This is a genomic window from Deinococcus arcticus (genome assembly GCF_003028415.1).
GTDB classification, from domain to species: domain Bacteria; phylum Deinococcota; class Deinococci; order Deinococcales; family Deinococcaceae; genus Deinococcus; species Deinococcus arcticus.
In genome coordinates, this window is sequence record NZ_PYSV01000013.1 from 52,904 (window position 1) to 76,252 (window position 23,349).

24 protein-coding genes are annotated in these 23,349 nt (G+C 70.8%); 16 read left to right on the top strand and 8 right to left on the bottom strand.

Translation table 11 applies throughout. The features are described from left to right. Window positions 1-60: 60 nt before the first annotated feature. Genes C8263_RS13335 through C8263_RS13345 form a run of 3 tightly spaced genes read left to right on the top strand, consistent with a single transcriptional unit; the run spans window position 61 to window position 2,143 of the window. On the top strand, window positions 61-735 hold the full coding sequence (locus C8263_RS13335; RefSeq protein ID WP_107138627.1) for a cytochrome c biogenesis CcdA family protein: 675 nt from the start codon (window positions 61-63) through the stop codon (window positions 733-735). Next, window positions 720-1,409 carry a heme ABC exporter ATP-binding protein CcmA gene (gene ccmA / locus C8263_RS13340; RefSeq protein ID WP_107138628.1) on the top strand — a complete coding sequence of 230 codons (690 nt, stop codon included), beginning with the start codon at window positions 720-722 and terminating at the stop codon, window positions 1,407-1,409. The genes C8263_RS13335 and ccmA overlap by 16 nt, the downstream gene beginning before the upstream one ends. Then, window positions 1,406-2,143 carry a heme exporter protein CcmB gene (locus tag C8263_RS13345; protein WP_107138629.1) on the top strand — a complete coding sequence of 246 codons (738 nt, stop codon included), beginning with the start codon at window positions 1,406-1,408 and terminating at the stop codon, window positions 2,141-2,143. Before ccmA ends, C8263_RS13345 begins: the two co-directional genes overlap by 4 nt. Before the next feature lie 308 nt (window positions 2,144-2,451). Here C8263_RS13345 and C8263_RS13350 read toward each other — a convergent pair whose 3' ends face one another. After that, complete coding sequence (locus tag C8263_RS13350; protein ID WP_107138630.1) at window positions 2,452-4,893, bottom strand: tetratricopeptide repeat protein; 2,442 nt, start codon at window positions 4,891-4,893, stop codon at window positions 2,452-2,454. Between the two features lie 339 nt (window positions 4,894-5,232). On the opposite strand from C8263_RS13350, the gene C8263_RS13355 reads away from it, so the two are divergent. The 10 genes from C8263_RS13355 (at window position 5,233) to C8263_RS13395 (ending at window position 13,768) form a co-directional block, all read left to right on the top strand. Beyond that, entirely contained in the window at window positions 5,233-7,062 is a 1,830-nt protein-coding gene (locus C8263_RS13355) for a S8 family serine peptidase (RefSeq protein ID WP_107138704.1), read from the top strand. Between the two features lie 240 nt (window positions 7,063-7,302). Beyond that, on the top strand, window positions 7,303-8,016 hold the full coding sequence (gene ccsA / locus C8263_RS13360; protein WP_107138631.1) for a cytochrome c biogenesis protein CcsA: 714 nt from the start codon (window positions 7,303-7,305) through the stop codon (window positions 8,014-8,016). Next, window positions 8,009-8,140, top strand: a complete 132-nt coding sequence (locus tag C8263_RS19830; protein ID WP_199188401.1) for a heme exporter protein CcmD — start codon at window positions 8,009-8,011, stop codon at window positions 8,138-8,140. Before ccsA ends, C8263_RS19830 begins: the two co-directional genes overlap by 8 nt. Continuing rightward, complete coding sequence (gene ccmE / locus C8263_RS13365) at window positions 8,137-8,598, top strand: cytochrome c maturation protein CcmE (RefSeq protein WP_107138632.1); 462 nt, start codon at window positions 8,137-8,139, stop codon at window positions 8,596-8,598. The genes C8263_RS19830 and ccmE overlap by 4 nt, the downstream gene beginning before the upstream one ends. Before the next feature lie 31 nt (window positions 8,599-8,629). Further along, window positions 8,630-10,603 (top strand): heme lyase CcmF/NrfE family subunit, encoded by a 1,974-nt coding sequence (locus tag C8263_RS13370; RefSeq protein WP_107138633.1) that lies wholly within the window; start codon window positions 8,630-8,632, stop codon window positions 10,601-10,603. A 13-nt stretch (window positions 10,604-10,616) separates the two neighbouring features. Further along, a complete protein-coding gene (locus C8263_RS13375; RefSeq protein ID WP_107138634.1) occupies window positions 10,617-11,186 on the top strand; it encodes a TlpA family protein disulfide reductase in 570 nt (189 codons plus the stop codon). Next, window positions 11,183-11,653 (top strand): cytochrome c-type biogenesis protein, encoded by a 471-nt coding sequence (locus C8263_RS13380; protein ID WP_233218815.1) that lies wholly within the window; start codon window positions 11,183-11,185, stop codon window positions 11,651-11,653. The genes C8263_RS13375 and C8263_RS13380 overlap by 4 nt, the downstream gene beginning before the upstream one ends. Next, on the top strand, window positions 11,650-12,693 hold the full coding sequence (locus C8263_RS13385) for a c-type cytochrome (protein WP_107138635.1): 1,044 nt from the start codon (window positions 11,650-11,652) through the stop codon (window positions 12,691-12,693). Before C8263_RS13380 ends, C8263_RS13385 begins: the two co-directional genes overlap by 4 nt. Then, a complete protein-coding gene (locus C8263_RS13390) occupies window positions 12,690-13,268 on the top strand; it encodes a Rieske (2Fe-2S) protein (protein WP_332888948.1) in 579 nt (192 codons plus the stop codon). Before C8263_RS13385 ends, C8263_RS13390 begins: the two co-directional genes overlap by 4 nt. 5 nt (window positions 13,269-13,273) lie before the next feature. After that, complete coding sequence (locus C8263_RS13395) at window positions 13,274-13,768, top strand: GNAT family N-acetyltransferase (protein WP_107138637.1); 495 nt, start codon at window positions 13,274-13,276, stop codon at window positions 13,766-13,768. A gap of 565 nt (window positions 13,769-14,333) precedes the next feature. Here the strand turns inward: C8263_RS13395 and C8263_RS13400 are convergent. Both C8263_RS13400 and map read right to left on the bottom strand, forming a co-directional pair. After that, window positions 14,334-14,636: a hypothetical protein gene (locus C8263_RS13400; RefSeq protein WP_107138638.1), complete on the bottom strand. Its 303-nt coding sequence runs from the start codon at window positions 14,634-14,636 to the stop codon at window positions 14,334-14,336. Window positions 14,637-14,914: 278 nt separating this feature from the next. Next, window positions 14,915-15,658 carry a type I methionyl aminopeptidase gene (map, locus tag C8263_RS13405; protein WP_107138639.1) on the bottom strand — a complete coding sequence of 248 codons (744 nt, stop codon included), beginning with the start codon at window positions 15,656-15,658 and terminating at the stop codon, window positions 14,915-14,917. A gap of 186 nt (window positions 15,659-15,844) precedes the next feature. Between map and C8263_RS13410 the strand changes: the two genes are divergently transcribed. Then, window positions 15,845-16,753, top strand: coding sequence for a carbohydrate kinase family protein (locus tag C8263_RS13410; protein ID WP_107138706.1), 909 nt, complete (start codon window positions 15,845-15,847; stop codon window positions 16,751-16,753). Window positions 16,754-16,805: 52 nt separating this feature from the next. Here the strand turns inward: C8263_RS13410 and C8263_RS13415 are convergent, their stop codons facing one another. The 4 genes from C8263_RS13415 to C8263_RS13435 are packed head-to-tail and all read right to left on the bottom strand — an operon-like array spanning window position 16,806 to window position 20,154. Continuing rightward, the gene (locus C8263_RS13415; protein ID WP_332888949.1) at window positions 16,806-18,161 is read right to left on the bottom strand and encodes an HD-GYP domain-containing protein; all 1,356 of its coding nucleotides are present in this window, start codon (window positions 18,159-18,161) and stop codon (window positions 16,806-16,808) included. A 41-nt stretch (window positions 18,162-18,202) separates the two neighbouring features. Further along, window positions 18,203-18,955, bottom strand: a complete 753-nt coding sequence (locus C8263_RS13420) for a hypothetical protein (RefSeq protein WP_146160687.1) — start codon at window positions 18,953-18,955, stop codon at window positions 18,203-18,205. A 13-nt stretch (window positions 18,956-18,968) separates the two neighbouring features. Then, window positions 18,969-19,565, bottom strand: coding sequence for a mismatch-specific DNA-glycosylase (locus tag C8263_RS13430; RefSeq protein ID WP_107138642.1), 597 nt, complete (start codon window positions 19,563-19,565; stop codon window positions 18,969-18,971). Beyond that, complete coding sequence (locus C8263_RS13435) at window positions 19,558-20,154, bottom strand: sulfite oxidase-like oxidoreductase (RefSeq protein ID WP_107138643.1); 597 nt, start codon at window positions 20,152-20,154, stop codon at window positions 19,558-19,560. The genes C8263_RS13430 and C8263_RS13435 overlap by 8 nt, the downstream gene beginning before the upstream one ends. Before the next feature lie 245 nt (window positions 20,155-20,399). Between C8263_RS13435 and C8263_RS13440 the strand changes: the two genes are divergently transcribed. Continuing rightward, window positions 20,400-21,320: a transcriptional regulator gene (locus C8263_RS13440; RefSeq protein ID WP_107138644.1), complete on the top strand. Its 921-nt coding sequence runs from the start codon at window positions 20,400-20,402 to the stop codon at window positions 21,318-21,320. 70 nt (window positions 21,321-21,390) lie between these two features. On the opposite strand, the gene C8263_RS13445 is transcribed toward C8263_RS13440, so the two are convergent. Further along, window positions 21,391-22,716 carry a M17 family metallopeptidase gene (locus C8263_RS13445; RefSeq protein ID WP_107138645.1) on the bottom strand — a complete coding sequence of 442 codons (1,326 nt, stop codon included), beginning with the start codon at window positions 22,714-22,716 and terminating at the stop codon, window positions 21,391-21,393. Between the two features lie 288 nt (window positions 22,717-23,004). On the opposite strand from C8263_RS13445, the gene C8263_RS13450 reads away from it, so the two are divergent. Continuing rightward, complete coding sequence (locus tag C8263_RS13450) at window positions 23,005-23,337, top strand: Asp23/Gls24 family envelope stress response protein (RefSeq protein WP_107138646.1); 333 nt, start codon at window positions 23,005-23,007, stop codon at window positions 23,335-23,337. The last annotated feature ends 12 nt before the right edge of the window (window positions 23,338-23,349 follow it).

Below are 23,349 nucleotides of genomic sequence, written 5' to 3' on the forward strand. Positions count from 1 at the left end.
GCAGCGCCGGGGCACGCACCGGGACAGGCGGCCTGCCCTGAAGCCGCTAGACTGCCCGCCATGACGCCTTCCCCCACCTTTGCTGTGGCGTTTCTGGCGGGCCTGGTCTCGTTCCTGAGCCCCTGCGTGCTGCCGCTGGTGCCCAGCTACCTGGGCGCGCTGGGCGGCGAGCGCGCGCCGTGGGGCCGGGCGCTGGGCTTCATTCTGGGGTTCGGGCTGGTGTTCATGGCGCTGGGGGCCACGGCCAGCAGCCTGGGCGCCCTGATTGCGCCGCACAAGGCGCTGCTGGCCCAGGTGTCGGCCGTGCTGATCATCTTTTTTGGGCTGGTGATGCTGGGGCTGATTCGGCTGCCCTTTCTGATGCGCGATACGCGCGCCCTGGCCAACGCCGGGGGCTACGGCCCGGTGGCGCTGGGAGCCGCCTTTGCCTTTGGCTGGAGCCCCTGCCTGGGGCCCACCCTGGGCAGCGTGCTGGGGCTGGCCGCCAGCACCGCCAGTCTGGGCAGCGGCGTGGCGCTGCTGGCCGCCTACACCCTGGGCCTGAGTGTGCCCTTTCTGCTGGCGGCGCTGCTGTGGCACCGGGTGAACCTGCGGCGCCTGAACCGCTACGCCGGGGGCTTTGAAAAGCTGGGCGGCGTGCTGCTGGTGGTGTCCGGCACCCTGATGCTCACGGGGCAGTTCACCCGGCTGGCCACCTTCTTCTCTGAGGTGATGCCCGAGTGGCTGAAGCTGTAGGGCCGGCGCGGGCACCCCTGGGCCTCTCCACCGCTTCCCCGGCGCTGCAACTGCGCGGGCTGTGGCTGCGCCTGGGCCGAGAGGTCATCCTGCGCGGCCTGGACCTGGATGTGCCGGCCGGCGAGGGCGTGACCCTGCTGGGCGAAAACGGCGCGGGCAAGACCACCCTGCTGCGCCTGCTGTCGGCGGGGCTGCGGCCCACCCGGGGCGAGGGGCGCGTGTTCGGCTACGATCTGCGCGACAGCCGCGCCGTGCGTGACCACGCCCACCTGATGCCGGTGGACGGCGGCCTGTACCCGGACCTGACCTGTCTGGAAAATCTGGCGTTTGCCCTGCAGATGCACGGGCAGCGCGGCGACGTGGGGGCGGCCCTGCGGCGCGTGGGCCTGGAGGGCGCGGCCGGGCGCCGGGCCCGCTTTCTCTCGGCCGGCATGCGCAAGCGGCTGGCCCTGGCCCGCGCGTGGCTGCTGGCCCGGCCCCTGACCCTGGTGGATGAACCCTTTGCCAACCTGGACGACGCCGGGCGTGCGCTGGTGCAGGGCCTGCTGGGCGAGTTGCGGGCCCAGGGCGTGACCCTGATCGTGGCGGCGCATGAACCGGCGCTGGCGCGCGCGGTGGCGCCCCGCGCGCTGCGGCTGCACGGCGGCGTGCTGCGCGAGGAGGACGGGGCGTGAGCGCCCTGCACGGCGCGGCGCGGCGGGCCGCCACCGTGGCCGCCAAGGACCTGCGGGTGGCCGGACGCACGCGCGACACCCTGCTGTCCACCGCTTTTTTTGCCGGGCTGGTGCTGCTGGTGCTGGGGCTGGCCCTCAGTGGCAGTGGCCGCGAACCCGAGCAGCGCGCGGCGCTGGCGGCCGGCGCCATCTGGACGGCGCTGGCCCTGGCCGCCGCCGTGGGCGCGCAGCGGGCCTTTGCCCAGGAACAGGAGGCCGGCGCGCTGGAACAGTTGCTGGCCTACCCCGGCCCGCACGGCGCGCTGTACCTGGGCAAGCTGCTGGGCGTTCTGCCACCGCTGCTGCTGGTGGCCGCCCTCACGGTGCCTGCGGGACTGGTGCTGTTTGGCGCCCTGGAAGGCACGGCCCTGCCTGGCCGCCCGGCCCCCATGAGCGGCCCCCTGCCCTGGGCGGCCCTGGCCCTGACCACAGGGCTGGGCGTGCTGGGCTTCGCGGCGGGCACCACCTTTTACGGCAGCATCACGGTGAACCTGCGCGCGCGTGAGGCGCTGCTGCCCGCGCTGGCCTTTCCCATTCTGGTGCCGGCGGTCATTGCCACGGTGAAGGCCACGGCGTTGCTGCTGACCGGCGGCTGGAGTGCCGAGGTGGGGACGTGGCTGACCTTCCTGGCGGCCTTTGACCTGGGGACCATCATTCTGGCAACCCTGCTGTTTCCAGCGGCGGCGGAGGGGTAAGACAGGTTCCAAAATTATTCTCCCTGAAGAGATGTGGGAAAGAGCACTGGTGCGGACAGGTTCAGCCTTCAGGGCCACGAGCAGCGAGCAACACGGCACATCTGCCCCTCTCCCCTTGCGTGGGGCTCGCAGAGCGGCGCAGCAAAAGGGTAAGCAGCGCCAGCGTTCCAGCCGACGTTTCTGTGATCGCCTGCTCAACAAACTTGAGAACCGCCCGCACTGCTGCAGAAGAGGAACATCCTGTTCTTCTCTGGCTCTTCCGGCACTGGACGGCACTTCGCCTCTCTGCCCTCTCCCCCTCATCCCCCCTATTCCAGCGCGGCCAGCACCCCGCGCAGGGCCTCGCGCTCCTGGTCGGCCTGGGCAGCCTCGCCCCGGCGCTCGTGCCACGCGATCAGGTCCTCGCGGCTGGCGGTGTCGAAGGGATCGGCGGCCACCAGCGCGCGCAGGGCGTCGCGGCGGCGCACGTCGCCCTCGGGCTGGGCCTCGGCGTGCAGGCGCAGGGCGTCGTGCAGCACGCGCTCGGCCTGGGTGCGTTCCTCGGTGAGTTCGGTGGGCAGGTCACTCAGCACGTTCAGGGAGGCGGTCAGGGGCCGCAGCAGATCGGTCAGGCGGCGGTGGTCCCCGGCACTCACGGCGCCGCGCAGCTCGCCCAGATCGCTGCGCACCGGAAACAGCAGCGACAGCAGCCCGCGCTCGCTGGCAATCATGGGCACCGAAAAGACGCTGCGCAGGTGATACACGGCCGTTTGCAGGCTGGCCAGCGGGTTCTTGGCGCCGGGCCAGAAGCGCTCGGCCAGCACCTCGCGTGGTTGCGGGTGCTCGGCCAGGGCCAGGGCCACCAGCAGCGCCGCGCTTTTGCGGGTGGGAAAGTCGCCCAGGCCCAGCTGGCGCCCGGCGTGGGTCAGGCGCAGTGGCCCCAGCGCCTGCAGGTGCAGTGGAAACAGGGCGCGGGTGGCCTCGTCGCCCGCCAGGGCCGCCAGGGGCGCGGCGGCGCGCGTCCTGAGCAGCGGCAGATACCCGTGTTCCTGAATCAGCGCCAGGGCCGCGCGCAGATCGTCGGGCCCGCCGCGTTCCAGCAGGGCGCTGGCCAGTTCCAGCCGGGCTTCCTCGGCGCGGGCGTCTTCAATCACGCGGTCCAGGTCGGCCTCACCCAGCAGCGCGGCTTCCAGATCGGCGCGCAGCCCCAGGGGACGGGCCCGGGTCAGCGCGGCGCGCGCGGCCTCGGGTTGCCCCTGCTCGCGCTGCGCCCGCGCCTGCAGCAGCGCCACCTCGGCCTGCAGGCTGCGGTCCGGGGTTTCAATGCGCCCCAGCACCTCCAGGGCCCCGGTGGGGTCACCGCCCTGCAGCGCCACCAGAGCCTGCAGGCGAGCCGTCCAGCCCCGCACCCCGGGCAGGTGGGCCTGTGCGGCCGCCTCATGCAGCCGCGCCTGGGCCTCGCCCAGTTCGCCCAGCAGCAGGTGACACTCGGCCAGATTCAGCAGGGCCAGGGCGGCCTCGGCCGGGTGGGTCTCTCGCAGCAGGATCAGGGCGGCGCGGTAGGGCCCCAGGGCTTCCCGCAGCAGCCCACGCCCAAACTGCAGCGTGCCCAGCGTTTCCAGGCTGCGGGCTTCCCGCCCCGGGTCGCCCGCTGCACGGAAGGCCGCCACTGCCGCGTTCAGGCTGCGCTCGGCCTCGGCGTGGCGGCCCTGCTGCACCAGCAGGGTGCCCCGGTTGTGGTTCGCTTCCCCGGCCGTCAGGCCCGGCCACGTGGCGGCCTGGGCAAAGTCCTCCAGGGCGCCGGGCACGTCGCCGGTCATGGCGCGCACCACGCCCCGGGCATTGTGGGCCAGCCCGGCGGCGCTGCCCGGCAGACCTTCCAGGGCGCGGGTATACAGGGTGTGAGCGCCGCCCAGATCGTGCGCCGCTCGGGCCAGCAGCCCCGCCACATACAGGGCCTGGGAGCACTCGCGGTGCGCGGGTGGCAGGGCCCCCAGCCGGGCGCGCAGCGTGTCCTCGCCCTGAGCGCTGCGGGTGGTCCAGGCCAGCAGGTCCAGGTACTGCGTCCAGGCGCCGCCTGCTGCCAGGGTGTCCAGAGCGTGGGCCGCGTGGCCGCCTTCCTGCAGGGCCTGGGCCGCGCGGCGCACGTCCCCGGGGTCGGGCAGCGGCGCCAGGAAGCGGCGCAGCGGAGCTGGAAAGGCGGCGCCCGCGCCGTCCAGCCACAGCCAGCCGCCGTCCAGCAGCGCGGCCCACTCGGCTCGGGGCACGCCCAGGGCCTCGGCCACCGCCGGGGTGAGCCAGGTGGCGCAGGCCAGGCAGCGGGCCGCCGCCCGCAGTTCAGGGGGCGGCAGCAGCGGGCCCAGCAGGGCGTGGGCCTGAGGGTGGATGTGGGCGTGGGGGTCGCCGGGAAACGCCTGGGCCAGCGGCAGGGCGCCGGGCCAGCCCCCAGACGCCGCAAAGGTGCTCCCCGCATCCTGCGCGGTTTGCCTGGGCAGCGCAGCCTGCCACTCGGCGGCGGTGTACAGCAGGTCGCGGGCGCTCAGCAGGAGCGGCGGGGAGCCGTTCAGCGGCACCCCCTCCAGGTCGCGGCGCCGCGCGGGCACCCACAGCCAGGGGCCGTCAGTGGGCCCAGGCACCCGCAGCACCGCGCGGCCAGTCGCCTGGGCCCAGGCGATCAGCCCGGCCTGGTTGGCCCCCACGTCCACGGGGGCCACAATCCCCCCGGGCGCCGCGTCCAGACGCGCCAGCAGCCGCTTGGGCAGAGGGAGCATCTGCCCAGTATAGGGTGGAACCCCCAGCCGGACGGCAAATCCGGCCCAGTGCTGTCGGCCAGCGAGTGGCGGGGCGTCCCGTCTTGCGGGCAGGCCACGGCCCTCTTCATCCAGAACCGGGCCCTGTTCAAACCAACCTCATCTGACGGCCAGGGCAGCTTGCCGCGTGGAAAAAACCACGAATTTCACCCGCCCGCACCCCACACTCTTAAGCAAAACTTGAACTTCACCCCCTCAGCGGATCATTGACGATTGTTTTGTGTTTTTTTTGAGCGCCGCTTGCTGGAATAGGGGCACTTCAAAACCGCCATGCTGTTTCACCCCCCCAAGGAGTCTGTGATGAAGAAAGTGTCCACCACCATTCTGGGTCTGACGGTCATTCTCTCCGCCTGCGGGCAGAGCACTCCCCAGGGCGCGGCCACGGCCCCGGTGGCTACCCAGTCCAGCCGCACCCTGGGCGCCCAGGCCACGACCACGACCCTCTCGGCCTGCTCGGCGCTGTATGCCAGCGCCCCGAGCGGCGTGCAGGTGGACAGCAATATGCGCTACGGCCAGGTGGGCACCCTGATCCTGGCCTTTGCCGACGACACCAGCAAGGGCCGCGCGATCACCTGGATGGACTCCACGCTGCCCGTGGACCCGGGCAATGGCCTGGGCGCCTTTGAGAACCTGCCCATGATCGCCCTGAAGACGGTGGTGACCCAGGACCTCGTGGCGCAGCTGCAGGCCAACCTGCCGGGCCTGGTGTCCATCTATCAGGACGCGCCGCTGAGCTACAAGCTGGCCGAGAGCGTGAAGTTCATCGGGGCCGACACGGCGCGCACCACCTACGGCCTGAGTGGGCGCGGCGTGGGCGTGGGCATCATCGACTCGGGCGTGGACGGCACCCACCCCGATCTGGCGCACGTGGCCAAGAACGTGAAGCTGGTGGGCCCCATCACCGATACCCCGGCGGGCGGCTACCTGTACCTGGACCTGCCCAACACCGACACCAGCAGCGGGCACGGCACCCACGTGGCCAGCACCATCGGCGGTTCGGGCGCGGCCTCGGCAGGCGGGCGCGAGCGGCGCGGTGTGGCCCCTGGCGCCACCCTGGTGGGCGTGGGCGCGGGCGACGGCCTGAGCATTCTGTACGCGCTGCAGGGCTTTGACTACCTGATGAAACCTGAAATCCGCGAGACCCACAACATCCGCGTGATCAGCAACTCCTGGGGCAGCAGCGGCGAATTCGCGCCGTACAACCCCATCAGCCTCGCGTCCAAGCGCGCCTATGAGGCGGGCATGGTGGTGGTGTTCGCCGCTGGCAACGAGGGCCCCGGCGCCAACACCCTCAACCCCTACTCGGCCAGCCCCTGCGTGATGAGCGTGGCCGCCGGCGACAAGCAGGGCTACCTGGCCGACTTCTCCAGCCGTGGCCGTGCGGGCGACGCCCTGGTGCACCCCGACGTCACCGCCCCCGGCGTGGATATCAGCGCGGCGCGCGCCCTGACCGGTCTGGCCGCCACCACCGTGCCCGACGTGGACAACCCCCAGTACAGCACCATCAGCGGCACCAGCATGGCAACCCCGCACATCAGCGGCGTGGTGGCGCTGATGCTGGAAGCCAACCCCAGGATGAACCTGGACAGCATTCTGAACGTATTCAAGAAGACCAGCCGCAAGATGTACTACGTAGCGCAGGCCACGGGTGGCCTGGACCCCAACCAGGTGGTCGTCAAGCAGCGTGAAGAGTGGGAAGTGGGCTACGGCTACGTGAACGCGAACGCCGCCGTGCGCGAGGCCGTGCGCCTGAACCCCACCCGCTACAGCGTGCAGACCACCACCCTGCCGGGCTGGAGCGGCACGGTGCAGACCGCCGTGTGTGCCCCCACCGCTGGCTGCGTGCAGAATGCCGGCCATACCCACACCCTGAACGTGCCCGCCGGCAGCAGCGTGCTGCGCGTGAGCACCGACTGGGGCAACCCCGCCTTCGACCTGGACCTAGAGGTCTACAACCCCGCCGGGCAGCTGGTGGGCTCCAGCGCCCAGGGCACCAGCACAGGTGAAGCGGTCAGCATTCCCAGCCCTGCTGCGGGCGCCTGGAAAGTGGTGCTCAAGGGCTACCTGAACGCCCCCACCACCTACACGGGCACGGCCGAGGTGGACAAGGTGGTTCTGGTCCGTCAGTAAACAGCGAAGCAAACAGAACGGGGGCTGCGGCTCCCGTTCTTTTCTGTCTGCGCTTTCGCCTCTGTGTGTGCGGTCCTGGGTGCGCTGGCGTTGTGCCCCTCTCGGCTTCGGCCTGGGGGCGCGCCGTCCTGCCGGGGACACTCGCACTTGCCCCAGCCGCCTCTCAGACGCGAGTCTGCGCACACTGACGCGGCGCGCACGGTCATCTTCATCTCCGGCGCGGCACAATAGAGGAGCGATATGAAACGAGACCTCACGACAACCCTGCTGGGCGCGGCCGCCCTGGCCAGCGTGCTGGCGGTGCTGGGCCTGGGCCTCAGCGCGCCGCTGGACGCCAACCAGGGCTCGCTGGTGCGGCTGATGTTTGTGCATGTGCCCACCGCGTGGCTGAGTTACCTCGCCTACGGCGGCACCGGCCTGTTCGGCCTGCTGTACCTGTGGCAGCGCCGGCGCCACTGGGACCGCCTGGCGGTGGCCAGCGCAGAGATTGGCGTGCTGTTTACCCTGGCCACCATCGTGGGCGGCATGCTGTGGGCCAAACCCACCTGGGGCACCTACTGGGTGTGGGACGCGCGGCTGACCACCACCGCCCTGAGTCTGGTGGTGTACGGCGGCTACCTGCTGATCCGTACCCTGATGGACGACCCCGACAAGCGCGCGCGCGTCTCAGCGGTGGTGGGCATCGTGGGCACGCTGTACGTGCCGGTCAACTACATGGCTGTGGAATGGTGGCGCGGCGTGCACCAGACCCAGACGCTGATGCTGCTGGGCAAGATCCAGTGGAAAGCCGAGGCCGTGTATCTGCCCACGCTGCTGTTCTCGGTCTTTGCCTTTACGGTGCTGTACGTGTATCTGCTGCGCCTGCGCGGCATTCTGGCGGCGCGCGAGGAAGCGCGCGAGGAACGCGAACTGATGGGTGAGCTGGGTGCTGGCCTGGAGGCTGCCCGTGGATAAATACGCCTGGTACGTGATCGTGACCTACGCCGCTTCTTTTGGGGTGCTGGCTGGCTATCTGGTCTGGATGTGGGGGCGACTGCGCCACCTGCGCGGCGAGGACCACCGCGAGGCCCCGAAGTGAGCGCGCCCCTCTCGCCGCTGCCCCGCGCCCGCGCCCGCCGCCGCAATCCCTGGCCCCCGGTGCTGGGTGTAACGGCGCTGGCGGCGCTGGTGGGCGCCATCGCCTACGGCAACCTGAACAAGAGCCTGGAATATTTTGTCACCCCCACCGAGTACCAGCAGCAGCGCGCCGAGCTGCAGGGCCGCGCCATCCGTATTGGCGGGCTGGTGCGCGAGGCGAAGTATGACCCCCAGACGCTGGACCTGCGCTTTGTGGTCTCGGACGGCGGGGCCAGCTTTCCGGTGCAGTACCGGGGCGCGGTCAGCGATCTGTTCAAGGACAACCAGGGCGTCGTGGTGCGCGGCCAGTTTCAGGGCGAGACCTTCCACGCCTCGGAACTGGTGGTCAAGCACTCCGAGGAGTACCGGGTGCCCGAAACCCAGGCCGAACTGAAGGACATGCTCAAGACCGCGCCGTGAGGCGCTCCTGCCCACAAGGACGGAAGACCCCGTGCTAAACCTGATCACCTTTGACGGGGGCGCCGCCGCGCCCCTGGGACAGCTGAGCCTGCTGGGCGCGCTGCTGTTCTGCCTCGGCGGGCTGGGGCTGGCGCTGCTGGGCGGCGTGACCCGGGACGCGCGCGCGGTGGAAGCCGCCCGGCGCGCCACCTGGGCGGTGTTCGCGCTGGTCTCGCTGGGCACGCTGGTGCTGCTCATGGCGCTGCTGCGCGACGACATGGGCGTGCGCTACGTGGCCGAACACTCCATGCGCGCCTCGCCCACCTGGGTCAAGGTGACCGGGCTGTGGGGCGCGCTGGAAGGCAGCATTCTGCTGTGGGCGTGGTTGCTGGCGGGCTTTACCTTCATCCTCAGCCTGACCCTGCGCCGCGACGCCCTGCGGCCCTGGGCCCTGGCCACCATGTTCGTGAGCCTGCTGTTCTTCGTGGGCGTGTGCGCCACGGTGGCCTCGCCCTTTACCCCGCTGGCGGCCATTCCTGCGGACGGACGCGGTCCCAACCCCGCCCTGCAGAACCACTGGATGATGGCTGTTCACCCCGTGCTGCTGTACCTGGGCTTCGTGGGCCTGTCGGTGCCCTTTGCCTACGCGGTGGCGGCGCTGGTGACCGGGCGCCTCTCGGACCACTGGGTGGTGGTCACCCGGCGCTGGACCCTGGTGGCCTGGACCTTCCTGACAGCGGCGATTGTGGCGGGCGGCTGGTGGAGCTACGAAACGCTGGGCTGGGGCGGCTACTGGGCCTGGGACCCGGTGGAAAACGCGTCCCTGATTCCCTGGCTGCTGACCACCGCCTTCCTGCATTCCATTCAGATTCAGGAGCGCCGGGGCCTGATGCGCTCGTGGAACGTGTGGCTGATTGTCCTGGCCTACGCCAGCACCGTGCTGGGCACCTTCCTGAACCGCAGCGGCATTGTGCAGAGCGTGCACGCCTTTGCGGGTGGACCGGTGGGGCCCGTGTTCCTGGGCTTTCTGGCGCTGCTGCTGGTGCTGGGCACCCTGCTGGCCGCGTGGCGCGCCCCGAAGCTGCGCGACGACGCCGAGCCCCCAGCCGCCCTGAGCCGTGAAGGTGCTTTTCTGGCAGGCAACTGGCTGTTCGTGGTCTTTGCGGTGATGGTGCTGGTGGGGACCCTGTTTCCCACCTTTGTGGAGGCGGTGCAGGGGCGCCGGGACGCCAGCGTGGGTCCGGCCTTTTACAACGCCTTTGCCATTCCGCTGGGCCTGGGCCTGCTGCTCCTGATGGGTGTGGGCCCGCTGCTGCCCTGGCGCCGCGCTGAGGGCCAGGGCCTGTGGCGGGCGCTGCGGCCACTGCTGGTGGCCGGGCTGGGGGCCGCCGCCCTGGCCGCCCTGCTGGGCGTGCGCCACCCCGGCGTGCTGGCGACCGTGGGTCTGAGCGCTTACAACCTGCTGGGGCTGGGCCTGCTGACCGCCCGAGCTGCCCGGCAGGCTGGCGGCCTGGGGGCCACCCTGCGCGCCCAGCCCCGGCGCTACGGCGCCTACCTGGCCCACACCGGGCTGGTGGTACTGGCGCTGGGCCTGGCCGGCAGCGGCACCTACCGCCGCGACGCCCAGGTGACCCTGAACCTGGGACAGCCCGTGCAGGTGCTGGCCGAGCAGCTGGAACTCACGGCCATTCGCCAGGAAACCCGTTCGGATGGCCGCTCGGTGGTGGCGCAGGTGCGCATTGACGGCGAACCCTTTCGCGCGCGCATGAACACCTATGTCCAGGGCGGCGATACTCCGTTTCCCTCCCCCGCCGTGCGCTACCGCCTGACCGGCGACACCTATCTGGTGGTCACCAGCACCGACCCCAAAGGGCAGTGGGCCAGTGTGCGCCTGATTGAAAGCCCGCTGGTGTCGTGGCTGTGGTGGGGCACCCTGCTGATCTGCCTGGGCGCCAGCTTCACGCTGGTCAGCCCGGCCCGCACCGCGCGCGCCCCGGCGCCCCGGCTGGCCCCCGCCACCGACTGACGAGAGGAACCCCATGAGTGAACCCTCCCCTGCCCCGAACTCCGCGCCACTGTGGCGCCGCCTGCTGCCACCCGCCATCGCCTTTGCCCTGGTGGCCGCGCTGGCCGCAGCGCTGCTGAGCCCCTCGCGGGGGGCCACCAGCGGCGGGCCGCTGGTGGGCAAGCCCGCCCCCGCCTTTACCCTGCAGAGCCTGGACGGCGTGCCGGTCAGCCTGGAGAGCCTGAAAGGGCGCCCGGTGGTCCTGAACTTCTGGGCCTCGTGGTGTGGCCCCTGCCGCGCCGAAGCGCCGCTGCTGCGGGAACTCAGTGAGCGCCAGGGCGCGGGGCAGGGGTTGGCGGTGATTGGCATTCTGTTCAACGAAACCAGCGAGAAAAATGCCCGCGATTTTATCCGGGAGTACGCCCTGGCCTACCCCAACCTGAAAGACCCGGGGCTGGATACTGGCGTGAACTACGGCGTCTCGGGGATTCCCGAAACCGTGTTCGTGGACGCCGGGGGCGTGGTGCGGCACATGGACCGGGGCGGCCTGACCCACGAGAAGCTGAACGCGGGTCTGCAGGCCATTGGGGTGCCGGGCCTGTGAAGACCGTCCTTTTCCTGCTGCTGAGCCTGTGCCTGCTGGGCGGCGCACTGGCCGCCCCGGCGCTGACCCCGGCCCAGGAAGCGCGCGCCGTGGCCATTCAGAAGAACCTGCGCTGCCCGCTGTGCGATACCGGCGAATCCATCGCGGAGTCCCGCGCCGACATCAGTGCCAAGATGCGCGAGTCGGTGCGCGAGCAGGTGGCGACCGGGCGCACCGACGGCGACATCTACGTGTATTTCTCGCAGCGCTACGGCAACTTTGTGCTGCTGGACCCCCCCAAGACCGGGCCGGGGCTGCTGCTGTGGGGCACGCCGCTGCTGGCCCTGGCGGCGGGGGCCGGCGTGCTGTGGGGCCTGCTGCGCCGGGGCCGCGCCGCTGCCGCACAGCAGAGCCCCGAGCCAGAAACCACCTTTGATCCCTACCTGACGCAGGTGCAGCGCGAGACCCGCGCCCGGGGGCCGGAATGACCGCCGCCGCTCTGCTGAGCCTGAGCGTGCTGGCGCTGACGCTGCTGCTGTGCCTGTGGCTGGTGCTGTCACCGCTGCGCGCCGGGGCCCCCGAGGACCCCGACGCCGCCGAGCGGGCCCGGCTGGACGCCGAGCGTGAGCGCCTGTACACCCAGTTGCAGACCCTGGACGACGAGGCCGCGCGCCCCGCCCTGGAACGGCGCGCGGCCCTGACCCTGCGCGCGCTGGACGCCCTGCCCCCCGCCCCACGCGCCGGCGCCCGGCTGCGGCCCCTCGCGCTGGGCACGCTGGCCCTGGCCGCCCTGGCGGTGGGCGCCGGGGCCCTGACGGTCATTCCGCGCTGGCAGCTGGCCGCCCTGAACGCCGCCGAGGCCCAGAACGTGCAGGCCACACTGGCGCTGCCGGCCCTGAAGACCCGCGCCGAGCGCACCCGTCAGAACGCCGATTACCTCGCCTGGGGCAAGGCGGCCTTTGATTCGGGCCGCTACGACGAGGCCGTGAGCGCCTACGGCAACGCCCTGAAACTCAATCCGCGTCAGCCCGAGGCCCTGCGCCGCCTGGGCATCTTGCTGCTCACGCGCGGCGAGCGGGGCAGCGAGGCCCCCAGTGCCCAGGACGCGACCCAGGCGGCGCTGCTGATCCGCACCGCCGCGCAACTCGCACCCAACGAGGCCGAATCCCAGCTGCTGCTGGGCTTTGCCCTGGCCCGCTTCGGGGAGGATGATGGAGCCCTACGCGCCCTGGAACGCTACCGCACCCTGGACCCCCAGGGCCGCGACGCCGACGAACTGATTACCGCCATCCGTGCCCGCCAGAACGAGAGCGACCCGGGCCTGCGCGTGTACGCGGCCAACTGCGCCTCCTGCCATGGGCCCAGCGGCGGCGGCGGCGTGGGGCCCAGCCTGCGCCAGTCTGTGCTCAGCCGGGACGCCCTGCGGCAGATCACCGTGCAGGGCAAGGGCGCCATGCCCGCCTTTCCGAACATTCGGGGCGCGGAATTGGAGGCCCTGCTGGACCTGCTGGAGAGCTGGCAGCCGTGAAGGCCCGGCGCCTGAGTCGGCGGGAGGTGCTGGAACGCTGGTGGGTGCTGCCGGTGGCTGGCACGGCCGGGGCCTTTGGCTACATGGGCTACTACGCCACCCGGGTCATTCGCGGCAAGGGCGAAGCGGGCCCGCCAGCCTTTGAACCGGGGCCTGCACAGCCGCTCTCAGCGCTCTCGGCCCTGAAGACGGAGTGGACCGAGCAAACCTTTAGCTATGCCGGGCGGCCCTGCACGCTGCTGCGCCTGCCGCGCCCGGTGCCCGGCGGCCTGAGTGCCGGGGACGTTCATCTGGCGGCCTTTTCCCGGGTCTGTACCCACCTGGGCTGCGCCGTGAATCTGGTGCGCGACCCGGAGGTGCTGGCCTTCGCCTTCAACTACCGCCCCCCCGACGGCCAGCCGCACCTGGGCTGCCGCTGCCACTACAGCGTGTTTTCACCCCTGGCGGCCGGGCAGGCCGTGTTTGGCAAGGCCAATGGGCCGCTGCCCCGGGTCCGCCTGGAACTGCGCGGCGCGGGCGCCCAGGCCACGGTGTGGGCCACGGGAATTGAACCCGCGCCCGCCCTGGGGGGCTGAACGCCGTGACCAAGCTCACCTACACGGCCGGCGATCTGGAGGCGGCCGCCGGCGTCCTGCGGGCCAGCGCGGCAGAACTGGAAACCCGGGGCCAGCCCCTGTGGCCGCTGGACAGCCTGACCCTGGAGCGTCTGGGGCGGCACTACCCGGCCCACGGCTGGCAGGTGGCGTGGCGCGCGGGGCAGGCGGTGGGCACCTACTGCCTGCTGGAGCGTGACCCTCCCTTCTGGCCCGACGACCCCCCAGGCGAGGCGCTGTACCTGCACAAACTGGCTGTGCACCCGGCCGCACAGGGCACCGGGCTAAGCGCCCTTCTGCTGGCCGACGCGCGGGCGCGCGCCCGGTCGGCGGGCCGGCCCTGGCTGAAACTGGACACGGCCGCCGATCGCCCCGCGCTGCGCCAGCTGTATAAGCGGGTGGGCTTTGAGGCGTGCGGGGAACGGGAGGTCTTCGGGTTCCGGGTGGTGCTGTTCCGGCAGGCCAGCGGCGCCGGGGCGTAGCGGGCGCCAGCCTCAGCGCGGCCAGGGAGCGTCAGGGTGGCCGCTCTGGAGCCTGCACCGCCTGAACAGGGGGCGGCCCGGCTCGACTTTCCTGCCGAACCCGGCGGAAAGCGGCGCTGAGCTCGTGTTCCGGCAGGGGCGGCGCACTCCAGTGGTGAACGGGGGGTGGGGGCGGGGTACCCTGTCCCAGAAGGCCATTGAGCGCCAGACCCGCGTCCCCCAACCCTCGCCTGAGGGTTGCCCAGGCCGCCTGCCAGGTTCTTCGCTTGACTGGGCACTGTGGCGCCTGCGGCTTGGTGGGCATCGGCACCAGCCTGGAGGGGCACGGGGAGCGGCGCATCCGTTAAGGACGTTGCACCTCACGTTACGACTTTGCAGGAGAGCACCGCAAAGTCTCCACTCCCGGTGCAACGTCCTTTTTTCGAGACTCGCTCTGCGGCGCAGCTGTTCCAGCCCGCTCGGTTGATCTAAAGATCAACAGCGAGCTACTTAGTTGGCATAAGCGCTGGCTGCCGGGGCGCTTGTCACCCCACGGGCGCCGTCACGACCCTGCCCGATTCCGCCCTCAGCTGCGCCCGCCCACCAGCTGCGCGCCCCGCAGCAGCGCCGCCTGGGCATCGTGCAGGGCCCGCACATGCATCTGCATGTGGGCCACGCCGCCGCGCAGCAGTTCATATTCCGCCGGGGTGGTCCAGCCGGGCCGGGCAATCAGTTTGAGCAGCCGCTCCAGATGATCGGCCTGGGCCAGCCGCTCCAGGCTGCGGTGCAGGGCGGCCACCTCCTCGGCCAGGGCCAGCAACTCGTGGGGCGCGGGCGGACAGAGAAGCGGCTCGGCAGTGGGGTCGGGCGGGCGCTGGGCGTCGGGCATTGCAGGTCTCCTGGGTTGTGGAATGGGCGCAGACTGGTTCTGTCGGCAGTGACAGCGCCTGTGCGCCCCCAGGTTCATGGTCGTCCACCGCCATGATCAGGCCGTGATCAGCTTCGAGGTGGGGCGAAGGCCATCTCCCTGTTCTACCCTCCTCCTGCTGTAATCAATGGTTCGGATGGTTTTCAAGTCTGGCGAGACGGCAGTTGCAAAAACCTCGTCCCGCCCTGCGCTCCTCTCCGGATCCCCCAAGGGGGAGGGGCAAAACCGCCCTGCTTTCATCAGGCGGTCAGGATCAGTGGCTGCCCCTGGGTGATCATGACGGTGTGCTCGTGGTGGGCCGCCAGACCGCCATCGTGGGTGCGGATGGTCCAGCCGTCGCGGCGGGTCCGGGTGCGCGGCGAGCGGCCGGACGACACCATCGGCTCGACCGCAATCACCATGCCCTCACGCAGCGGGGTTCTGAAGGCCGGATGGTAAAAGTTTGGCACGTCCGGGGCCTCGTGGATCGTGCGGCCCACGCCGTGGCCCTGCAGTTCGCGCAGCAGCGAAAAGCCGCGCCGGGCCACTTCCGCTTCCACAGCCCGGCCAATCACATTCACTGGCTGCCCCGCCCGGGCCACCCCCATCGCCGCCCGAAACGCCGCCTCGGCGCACGCCACCAGCCGCAGGGCCACGGGCGAGGCGGGCGGCACCACCACGGTGATGGCGGCGTCGGCCACGTAGCCGGCTACAAAGGGGGTCACGTCCAGTTTCACCACGTCGCCCGGCTGAAGCGGCCGCGTGGTGGGCAGGCCATGAACGATGTCGTCGTTCACGCTGACAAAAACGTGGACGGGCGCCCCATACACCTGCCGTGGCGCCGAAATAGCGTCCTGCTCGGCAAAAATCTCGCCCGCCAGCGCATCCAGCTCGGCTGGCGTGACACCCGGCGCCACGGCCGCCCGGAGCGCCCGAAGGGTCTGGGCCACCACGCGCCCGGCGCGCTGCATGCCCCGCAGTTCCTGCTCAGTCGTGATCGTCATGCCTGATAAGAGCGCTGGTGCAGGCGGCGGTGCAAGCGGTGCGGGCCGGGCGGGCAGAGGAATCGGCGCTGCGGGGCCAACGCCGGCTCACCGCTGCCAGAGACGGGGCCTCTGTGGATTGGCCCGTGTGGCTTGACGTGAGGTGGCTGGCGCGCGGCCTCTTTTGGCCGCAGTAGCATGCAGGCCATGGCCCCCCTGCCCCTGATCGTGAGCGCTGGCGAAGCCCTGACCGACCTCGTGACCGCAGGTGAGCACCGCTGGACGGCGCACCCGGGCGGCGCGGGATGGAACGTGGCGCGGGCCTGCGCGGCCCTGGGGGTGCCCAGCGCCTTTGCCGGGGCCGTGGGCCAGGACAACTTCGGGGACGATCTGGCGCGCGCCTCGCTGGAAGCGGGGCTGGACCTGCGCTTCTTGCAGCGTGTGCCTGCCCCCACCCTGATGGCCGTGGTGTACCGCGCCCACCCCCCCGCCTACCGCTTTCTGGGCGAGAACAGCGCGGACCTGCACTTTGACCCCACCGGCCTGCCCGCCGGCTGGCTGCGCCAGGCCCGCTGGCTGCATGTGGGCGGCATCAGCCTTAGCCGCTGGCCGCTGGCTGACACGCTGCTGGGCCTCGTGGAAACGGCGCGGGCGGCCGGCGTGAAAATCAGTTTCGATCCCAACGCGCGCAGCACGCACCGGCATCCCAACTATCCGGCAGTGTTCGAGGCAGTGGCCCGACGCGCCGATCTGCTGAAATTCAGCGACGAGGACCTCGCGTTTTTCTTCCCCGGGCTGGGTGAGGCGGACATTCTGCGCCAGTTGCGCGGCCTGAATGCCAGAGCGCCCATCGTGGTCACGCGCGGCGCGGCGGGCGCCACCCTGTACCACGCAGCGGGGCAGGCCAACCTGCCGGCGGTCCCCGTGCAGGTGGCCGACACGGTGGGAGCCGGCGACGCCCTGTGTGCGGGCCTGCTGGTGGGCGCGGCGGAGCGCCCGGACGCCCTGTGGACCGAGCATCTTCAGCTGGGCCTGCAGGCCGCCGCTGCCGCCTGCGCCCACCCCGGCGCCTACGCCCCCACCCGCCAGGAATTGAACGTGCAGTCCACGGCCTGAAGCCGGAGTGAAGCCAGAGCGGGAGGGCCAGCCCCCCTCCCGCACTAGAGCGCTACATCACCAGATGGGCGTCGTCGTGTTCGGCCATCATGCGCAAAAAGGCGTCCACGTACTGCGGGTCGAACTGGCGCCCCGCCTGGGCCCGGATCTCGTTCAGGGCGCGTTCCCGCGTCCAGGCGGGCTTGTAGGGCCGGGCATTGGTCAGGGCGTCAAACACGTCAATCAGGGTAAACAGGCGCGCGGTATCGGGGATGTTCTGGCCGCGCAGCCCGCTGGGGTAGCCGGTGCCGTCCCAGCGTTCGTGGTGGTAGCGCACAAGGTCCAGCGTCTCGGCGGGCAGGAAATGCAGGTCCTGCAGCATGTCGTAGCCGATCACGGTATGGGTCTGAATGACGCGGCGTTCATCGGGGCTGAGGGGCCCGCGCTTGTGCAGCACGCCGTCGGGAATGGCCAGCTTGCCCAGATCGTGCAGGTACGCGCCCCAGCGCAGCGCCTTGACCTGATCCTCGTCCCAGCCCAGGCGCCGCGCCAGGCGCACGCTCATGCTGACCACGCGCATGGTGTGGCCGCCGGTGTCGTCGTCGCGGCGTTCCAGGGCCGCGCCCAGCGATCGCAGGGTCAGGTCGTTGGCGTCGCGCAGGTCCCGGATGGCCTGCCACTGCCCCAGCTGCGCGCCCAGCAGGCGTGAAAAGGCGCCCACCACCCCCTTTTCATCCTCGTCGAAGGGGGTGGGCACGGGGCGGGCCAGAATCACCACGCCCAGATGATTGGAGGCGCGGCCGTAGACCGGGGCCACATGAAACACCCGGCGCTGGGTCTTGTCCAGCAGCGCCAGCACTTCCTCGGCCACCCAGTGGTCGGCCTGCACGCTGCGGCTGTCGTTGTCGCTGGGATGAATGGGGCGCTCCAGAAAGGCGTCGAAGGCCCCGGTGGCGGCCAGAATGTGCGGCGTGCCCTTACGGTAGGCCACGAACGCCAGATTGGGCGCCACCTGCAGCTTGTCCAGAATGCCAATCCCCGCGCGAATAATGGCGTCGGCGTCGCGGGCATCGGCCAGGCGCTCGCTGCCGGCGCGCAGGGCCGCCACCGTGTTGCGCTGCCAGGTCAGTTCCCGGGCGCTGGCCTGCTCGCGCACCGTCAGCAGACCCAGGCTCAGCAGGGTCAGCAGGGCCGCGCCCAGTTCGGGCACGCCCGAGGTGGGCCCCGGCAGTAGCAGCGAGACTACAAAGGCCAGGGCATAGGCGCCCAGCGGCACCCAGCGCAGGGTGCCCCGGCGCCCCGCCGTCAGCACCGCCATTCCCAGGGCGGCGGCGATCATCAGGCCGTGGTGGTCCCGAACTGTGGCGTAGCCCAGCAGGCCCGCGCCACCCATCAGCAGCAGGGTTGACCACAGGCTTGGCGGGAGCACGAGAGGCAGTTTAGCACCCGCTTTTGGCCACTGTTCAAAATTTAACGCCGTGGCGGCGCCGGGTCACCCTCCTCGCCTGCCGCGTACTTGTCCTGCAGGTAAGCAGTTCTGGCCCGCGCCGAACGCAACTGCGCCGCACGCCCCCGCTCGGCAATGGCCGTCATGCGCGTCTCGATCAGGGCCAGTTGCGCCTGTACCGCGCCGTCCACCGGCGTCCGGGCCGCTGCCAGCAGCTCGGGCAGGTCTTCACGGGCAGCCTGCCGGGCGTCAAAGGCGTCGCGCGTCAGGGTGCCCTCGCCGCCGGTGACCTGCAGGGCCTGCGCGGTGGCCTGCAGGGCGCCCAGCAGAGCCGTGCGTTCCGGGCGCGGCAACGCGCGGGCCTGGGCCTGCAGCACCCGCAATTGCCCCAGCTCATCAGATGCGGGCGCCGCCTGCACCTGGGTCCGCCACTGCCGCAGGCGGCGGCGCGCCCACAGCAGGGTCAGGCCCAGGGCCAGCAGGGTCAGGCCCAGCAGCCACCCGGCCACGTCACTGCCCGAGGCCACCCCAATGCCCAGCAGCACCGTCAGGGTGCCCAGAAAGGACAGCGCCAGCAGGGTCAGCAGCGCCACCGCGCCCAGACCCGCCACCCGGCGCAGGGCCTCGCCGGGGCCGGGCCGGGGCGCCAGGGCCCAGGGATCGCTGGGCCGGACGGACCCGGGCTGCGCCGCATGCCACAGGGCCTGGGTCAGGCGCAGGGGCGCCCGGACCAGCCGGCGGGCCCGGCCAGCCCGGAGGGGTCGTGGAGAATGCAAGGCCATACCCCGGTTACGGTGCCCCGGGCCCGGGGGTTCCCGCCGCGCGCAGGGCCTGCACCCGCGCGGCAAGTGCCTGCCAGGGGGCCAGCTGAAAATGGGTCTGCCCCAGCGGGCTGGTGCTGGGCAGCACCCACAGTTCGGCGCCTTCCAGATCCTGGGCCTGCGGGCCATAGGGGAGGCGGCCCGTCGCCACCCCCAGCGTTTCCGAGGCCCCGCGCTTGCTGGTAAAGGCCACCACTTGCGGCCTGTAGCGCTGCACCTTGGCGCGCAGTTCCCCGGGGGCCCAGGCCTCTGCCGGTAGGGCCGCGTCCACGCCCGAGTGGCGCTTGGCCACATCGGTCAGGCCAATGCCGTACCCCGGCAGCAGGGGGTACTCGTGTGGCGAGAGTTGCCGGGGCGTCAGACCCACCTCGTGCAGGGTGCGCCAGAAGCGGTTTTCAGGGTTGGCGTAGTAGGCCCGCGCCCGCGCGCTGATGCGACTGGGGGCCGTGCCCACCAGCACCAGGGTCAGCCCCTCTTGCAGCACATCCGGGACCAGATACTCGCCGCTGCCGGTCAGGTCGGCCGGGGCTCCTTCCGTCGTCGGGTCAGTTGTTGGCTCAGTCATCGTCATAGCGCTCTTCCTGAAAGGGATCGCCGCGCATGTGGTAACCGTTGCGCTCCCAGAACCCGGGGCGGTCGGCGTCCATGAATTCCAGGCCACTCAGCCACTTGGCACTTTTCCAGAAATACAGGTGCGGCACCACCAGCCGCAGCGGTCCGCCGTGCTCGGCGTCCAGCGGCTGGCCGCCAAAGGTGTGGGCCAGCAGGTTCTCGGGGCGCACAAAGTCGTCCAGCGACAGGTTGGTGGTGTAGCCGCCCACCGAATGCTGCATGACGTGGGTGGCGCCGGGCTTCAGACGAAGGTGGGTTATCAGGTCGGTCACGCGCACGCCGGTCCAGGTGGTGTCCAGCTTGCTCCAGTGGGTCACGCAGTGAATGTCGTAGGTCAGGGTGGTCTGGGGCAGGGCCAGCAGGTCAGCCCAGGTAAAGGTGTGCTCCTCGGCCAGCCCGAAGATGCGCACGGCCACCTCCTGCGGCGCGTAGTGCTGGGTGGGGCCGTAGGTCAGCACCGGGAATCGAGTGGTCAGACTCTGGCCCGGGGGCACCCGGCCGCCCATGTCATCTGCGGGCTTCTTGAAAAACTTGCCAAGCATGGCCGCATTCAACCCCTGCGCCGCGCCGCCCGCCCAGGGCCCAGCCCACGATGTGTGGGCCGCCTAAAGGCTTGCCCTATGTGTGGCCCCTCCGGCCGCGGGGCTTTCATCACACCCGCCTGACACCCCTTGGTGTACCCTGGACACCAGCGACCGGGGTCTTCTCTGTTTCCCCGGTAACGAAGGCGACCCGGCCGACTCCCGCTCCGCTGCTTCAGCGGGGCCCCTCAAGGAGCCGAACCCCCATGTCCGCATTCGATCAGGCCCGGCACGAGGTAGAACGCGCGCGCTTTCTGGGCGACGTGCGTGATCTGCTTTCTCTCCTGCGGCGGCAGCCCAATGAGCTGCTGCCCTTCGACTGGGTGCGCCACCTCGCCCCGGAAGGCGAGTACGCGCGCGGCCTGCAAACCATCGAGGTGGATCACATCATCGGGTCGGTGGACCGCTACCGCGAATTTGACCGCCACTACCTGCCCAAGGAACGCCACCTGGACGAACGCTGGATCGGCGTGCGCTCGGCGCAGCTGCAGGGCAAGGAACTGCCGCCCATCCAGGTGTATCAGGTGGGCGAGCTGTATTTCGTCAAGGACGGCAACCACCGCGTCTCGGTGGCCCGGCGCCAGGGTCAGAAATACATTGATGCCGATGTGATCGAGCTGCAGGTCACTGTGCCGCCCGAGGAAGGCGACACCCTCAAGGACCTGATTATCAAGGGGGAGTACGCCCAGTTCCTGAAGGCCACCAACCTGGACCGCGTGGTGCCGGGCCACCATGAAATCCTGTTCACCACGCCGGGACGCTACGAGAAGCTGCTGGAGCACATCCGCACCCGGCAGTATTTTCTGGACCGCAAGCCTGAACGCGCCGGCCTGCCGCCCGTCACCTGGGAAGAGGCGGTGGACAGCTGGTACCGCCGCCTGTACTGCCGCATCGTGGACAACATTGGCAAGCACGACGTGATGGCGCGCTTTCCCGGCCGCACCGAGGCCGACCTGTACCTGTGGATCATGGACCACCGCTATTTCCTGACCCAGCACGACGGCCACGATGTGGGCAGCGAGGCCGCCACGGTGCAGTTCCGCGCCCAGTATTCCCCGCCCATCTACAAACGCCTGCGCCAGCGCATGCGCCTGATGCTGCGCGGCAAGCTGGGGCCAGCAGTGTAGAGGGAACGCAGTGCGCCGGAGGCGGTACGCAGAAAAAGATATTCACTGCGCACCGCCTCCGGCCAACCGCCTACCTGCCCAGCACGTACGCCACCAGCGTGCCCACGCCCCACCCGGTCGCCACGTCCTCCCGGGTGGCGTTGCCGGCGATGTCCAGGTGGGCCCAGGGGCGGGTGACGAACTGCTGCAGGAACAGCGCGGCCTTGATGCTGGCGCCAGCCGGGTTCATGTCACTGTTTTTCAGGTCGGCCACCGTCTGTTTCTGGTAGCTCTTCAGGTACGGCTGGTGCAGCGGCAATTCCCAGATATATTCGCCAGCAGCTTCGGCGGCGGCTTTCAGGCGGCCCGTCAGGGCGGCGTCGCTGCTGAACAGGGCCGCAATCTCGGCCCCCAGGGCACTCACCTTCACGCCGGTCAGGGTGGCCAGGTCAATCAGTTCGGTGGCGCCCTCATCGCAGGCCACGGTCAGGGCGTCGGCCAGCACCAGGCGGCCCTCGGCGTCGGTGTTCGTGACTTCCACCTGCAGGTCGTTGGCGGCGCGGTAGATGTCGCCGGGGCGCATGGCGTGAGGGCCCACCATGTTCTCGGCGGCGGCGATGTACGCCCGGACTTCCACACCTTCAGGGACCTGCGCGCGCAGTTCGCCCAGGGCGCGCATGGCCCCCAGCACGGCCGCCGCGCCGCCCATGTCGTTTTTCATGCCGTTCATGCCGGCCGCTGGCTTGATGGAATAGCCGCCCGTGTCAAAGGTGATGCCCTTGCCCACCAGCGCCAGCACCGCCGTCTTCTCGCCGCGCGCAGGCAGCGTGACCCGAATCAGGCGCGGGCCCGTGGCACTGCCCGCAGCCACGGCGACCAGCAGGCCCATACCGCGCGCCTGAATGTCGTCGCCGTCCCAGACGTCCACATCCAGTCCCAGGGCTTCCAGGCGGCGGGCCTCGCGGGCCAGGGTGGCGGGGCCCAGCACATTGGCGGGCGCGCTGGTCAGTTCGCGGGCGAAGGTCAGGCCAGCGCTCAGGGCGCTGACGTGGGCGTGGTCCTGGTCACTCAGGCCCTCCACCAGGAGCTGGGGAGGCTGGGTGCTGTGCTGGCGATACCGCGCTTCCCGCCAGCCTTCTGCCAGGGCCGCCTGCGCCAGCGCCGCGCCGTGCCCGCTGGCCGGCACCCGCACCGAGGCCGCTTTCAGGTCGCGCGCCAGTCCAGCCAGCGCCGCGCCCAGCTCGCGGGCTTGCTGGGCGCTGCCAGGGGCCAGGGCCACGGCCTCGTCACCAGCCGCCGTGCGGGCCAGCAGCCGCACCTCGCCCGGCTTCAGGCCCTGCGTCAGGCGCCCAGGATGCTCGGGGGCCGCAAACACCAACGAGAGGTCCGCCCGCTCCAGCCTATTCACAAGTGACATGCGCGGAGTAGAGCACGCGCGGCTGGCCACTGTTCACGAACGCAAGACGGCGGCCTGATACGAACGCCGACCCCACTGCGTCTGTCAGCGGTTCCATCCGGGCGGACTCGGAGGGCTGCTTCGCAGCGCGAGCAGGAGCAACACGTCCCTCCGGGCGTGTCGGCAGAACAGACGGCAGTCCGTATGGGTCTCTCTCCCTGTCGCCTCCACACCCGCTTTTTTCTGCGCACTGCCCACCGTCCCCTGCCGCCCCTCCCGTCTCCCCGGCCCCGTATACTGCCCCTTACTGTGAACGGCTCCATTCAAATTACCGAGGCGGCGCTGGCCTCGCTGATCGGCCTGACGGCTCATGAAGTTCCGGGCGTGGTCGGCATGGCCCCCGCCAATCTCAAAGAAGGCATCAGCCGCGTGCTGGGGCGCGCCCAGGCCAGTGACGGCGTGGTGATTGGCAAAGACGGCGCGCGCTACACCGCCGACCTGTACGTGGTTGTGGCCTACGGCGTCAGCATTCCCACCGTGGCGCGCAACATCGCCGAGCGGGTGGAGCACACCGTCAAGACCCACGCCAACCAGGAGCTGGCCGCCACCCGCGTCCACGCCGTGGGGGTGCAGCGTGTCTGAGGTTGCCGCCCA

Bases quoted from the DNA above. Each gene is read 5' to 3' on its own strand.
- C8263_RS13440 (WP_107138644.1), top strand. From the start codon at position 20,400: ATGTCCGCATTCGATCAGGCCCGGCACGAGGTAGAACGCGCGCGCTTT.
- C8263_RS13410 (WP_107138706.1), top strand. From the start codon at position 15,845: ATGGCCCCCCTGCCCCTGATCGTGAGCGCTGGCGAAGCCCTGACCGAC.
- C8263_RS13400 (WP_107138638.1), bottom strand. From the start codon at position 14,636: ATGCCCGACGCCCAGCGCCCGCCCGACCCCACTGCCGAGCCGCTTCTC.
- C8263_RS13335 (WP_107138627.1), top strand. From the start codon at position 61: ATGACGCCTTCCCCCACCTTTGCTGTGGCGTTTCTGGCGGGCCTGGTC.
- C8263_RS13355 (WP_107138704.1), top strand. From the start codon at position 5,233: ATGAAGAAAGTGTCCACCACCATTCTGGGTCTGACGGTCATTCTCTCC.
- C8263_RS13350 (WP_107138630.1), bottom strand. From the start codon at position 4,893: ATGCTCCCTCTGCCCAAGCGGCTGCTGGCGCGTCTGGACGCGGCGCCC.
- ccsA (WP_107138631.1), top strand. From the start codon at position 7,303: ATGAAACGAGACCTCACGACAACCCTGCTGGGCGCGGCCGCCCTGGCC.
- C8263_RS13445 (WP_107138645.1), bottom strand. From the start codon at position 22,716: ATGTCACTTGTGAATAGGCTGGAGCGGGCGGACCTCTCGTTGGTGTTT.
- map (WP_107138639.1), bottom strand. From the start codon at position 15,658: ATGACGATCACGACTGAGCAGGAACTGCGGGGCATGCAGCGCGCCGGG.
- C8263_RS13385 (WP_107138635.1), top strand. From the start codon at position 11,650: ATGACCGCCGCCGCTCTGCTGAGCCTGAGCGTGCTGGCGCTGACGCTG.
- C8263_RS13435 (WP_107138643.1), bottom strand. From the start codon at position 20,154: ATGCTTGGCAAGTTTTTCAAGAAGCCCGCAGATGACATGGGCGGCCGG.
- C8263_RS13375 (WP_107138634.1), top strand. From the start codon at position 10,617: ATGAGTGAACCCTCCCCTGCCCCGAACTCCGCGCCACTGTGGCGCCGC.
- C8263_RS13430 (WP_107138642.1), bottom strand. From the start codon at position 19,565: ATGACTGAGCCAACAACTGACCCGACGACGGAAGGAGCCCCGGCCGAC.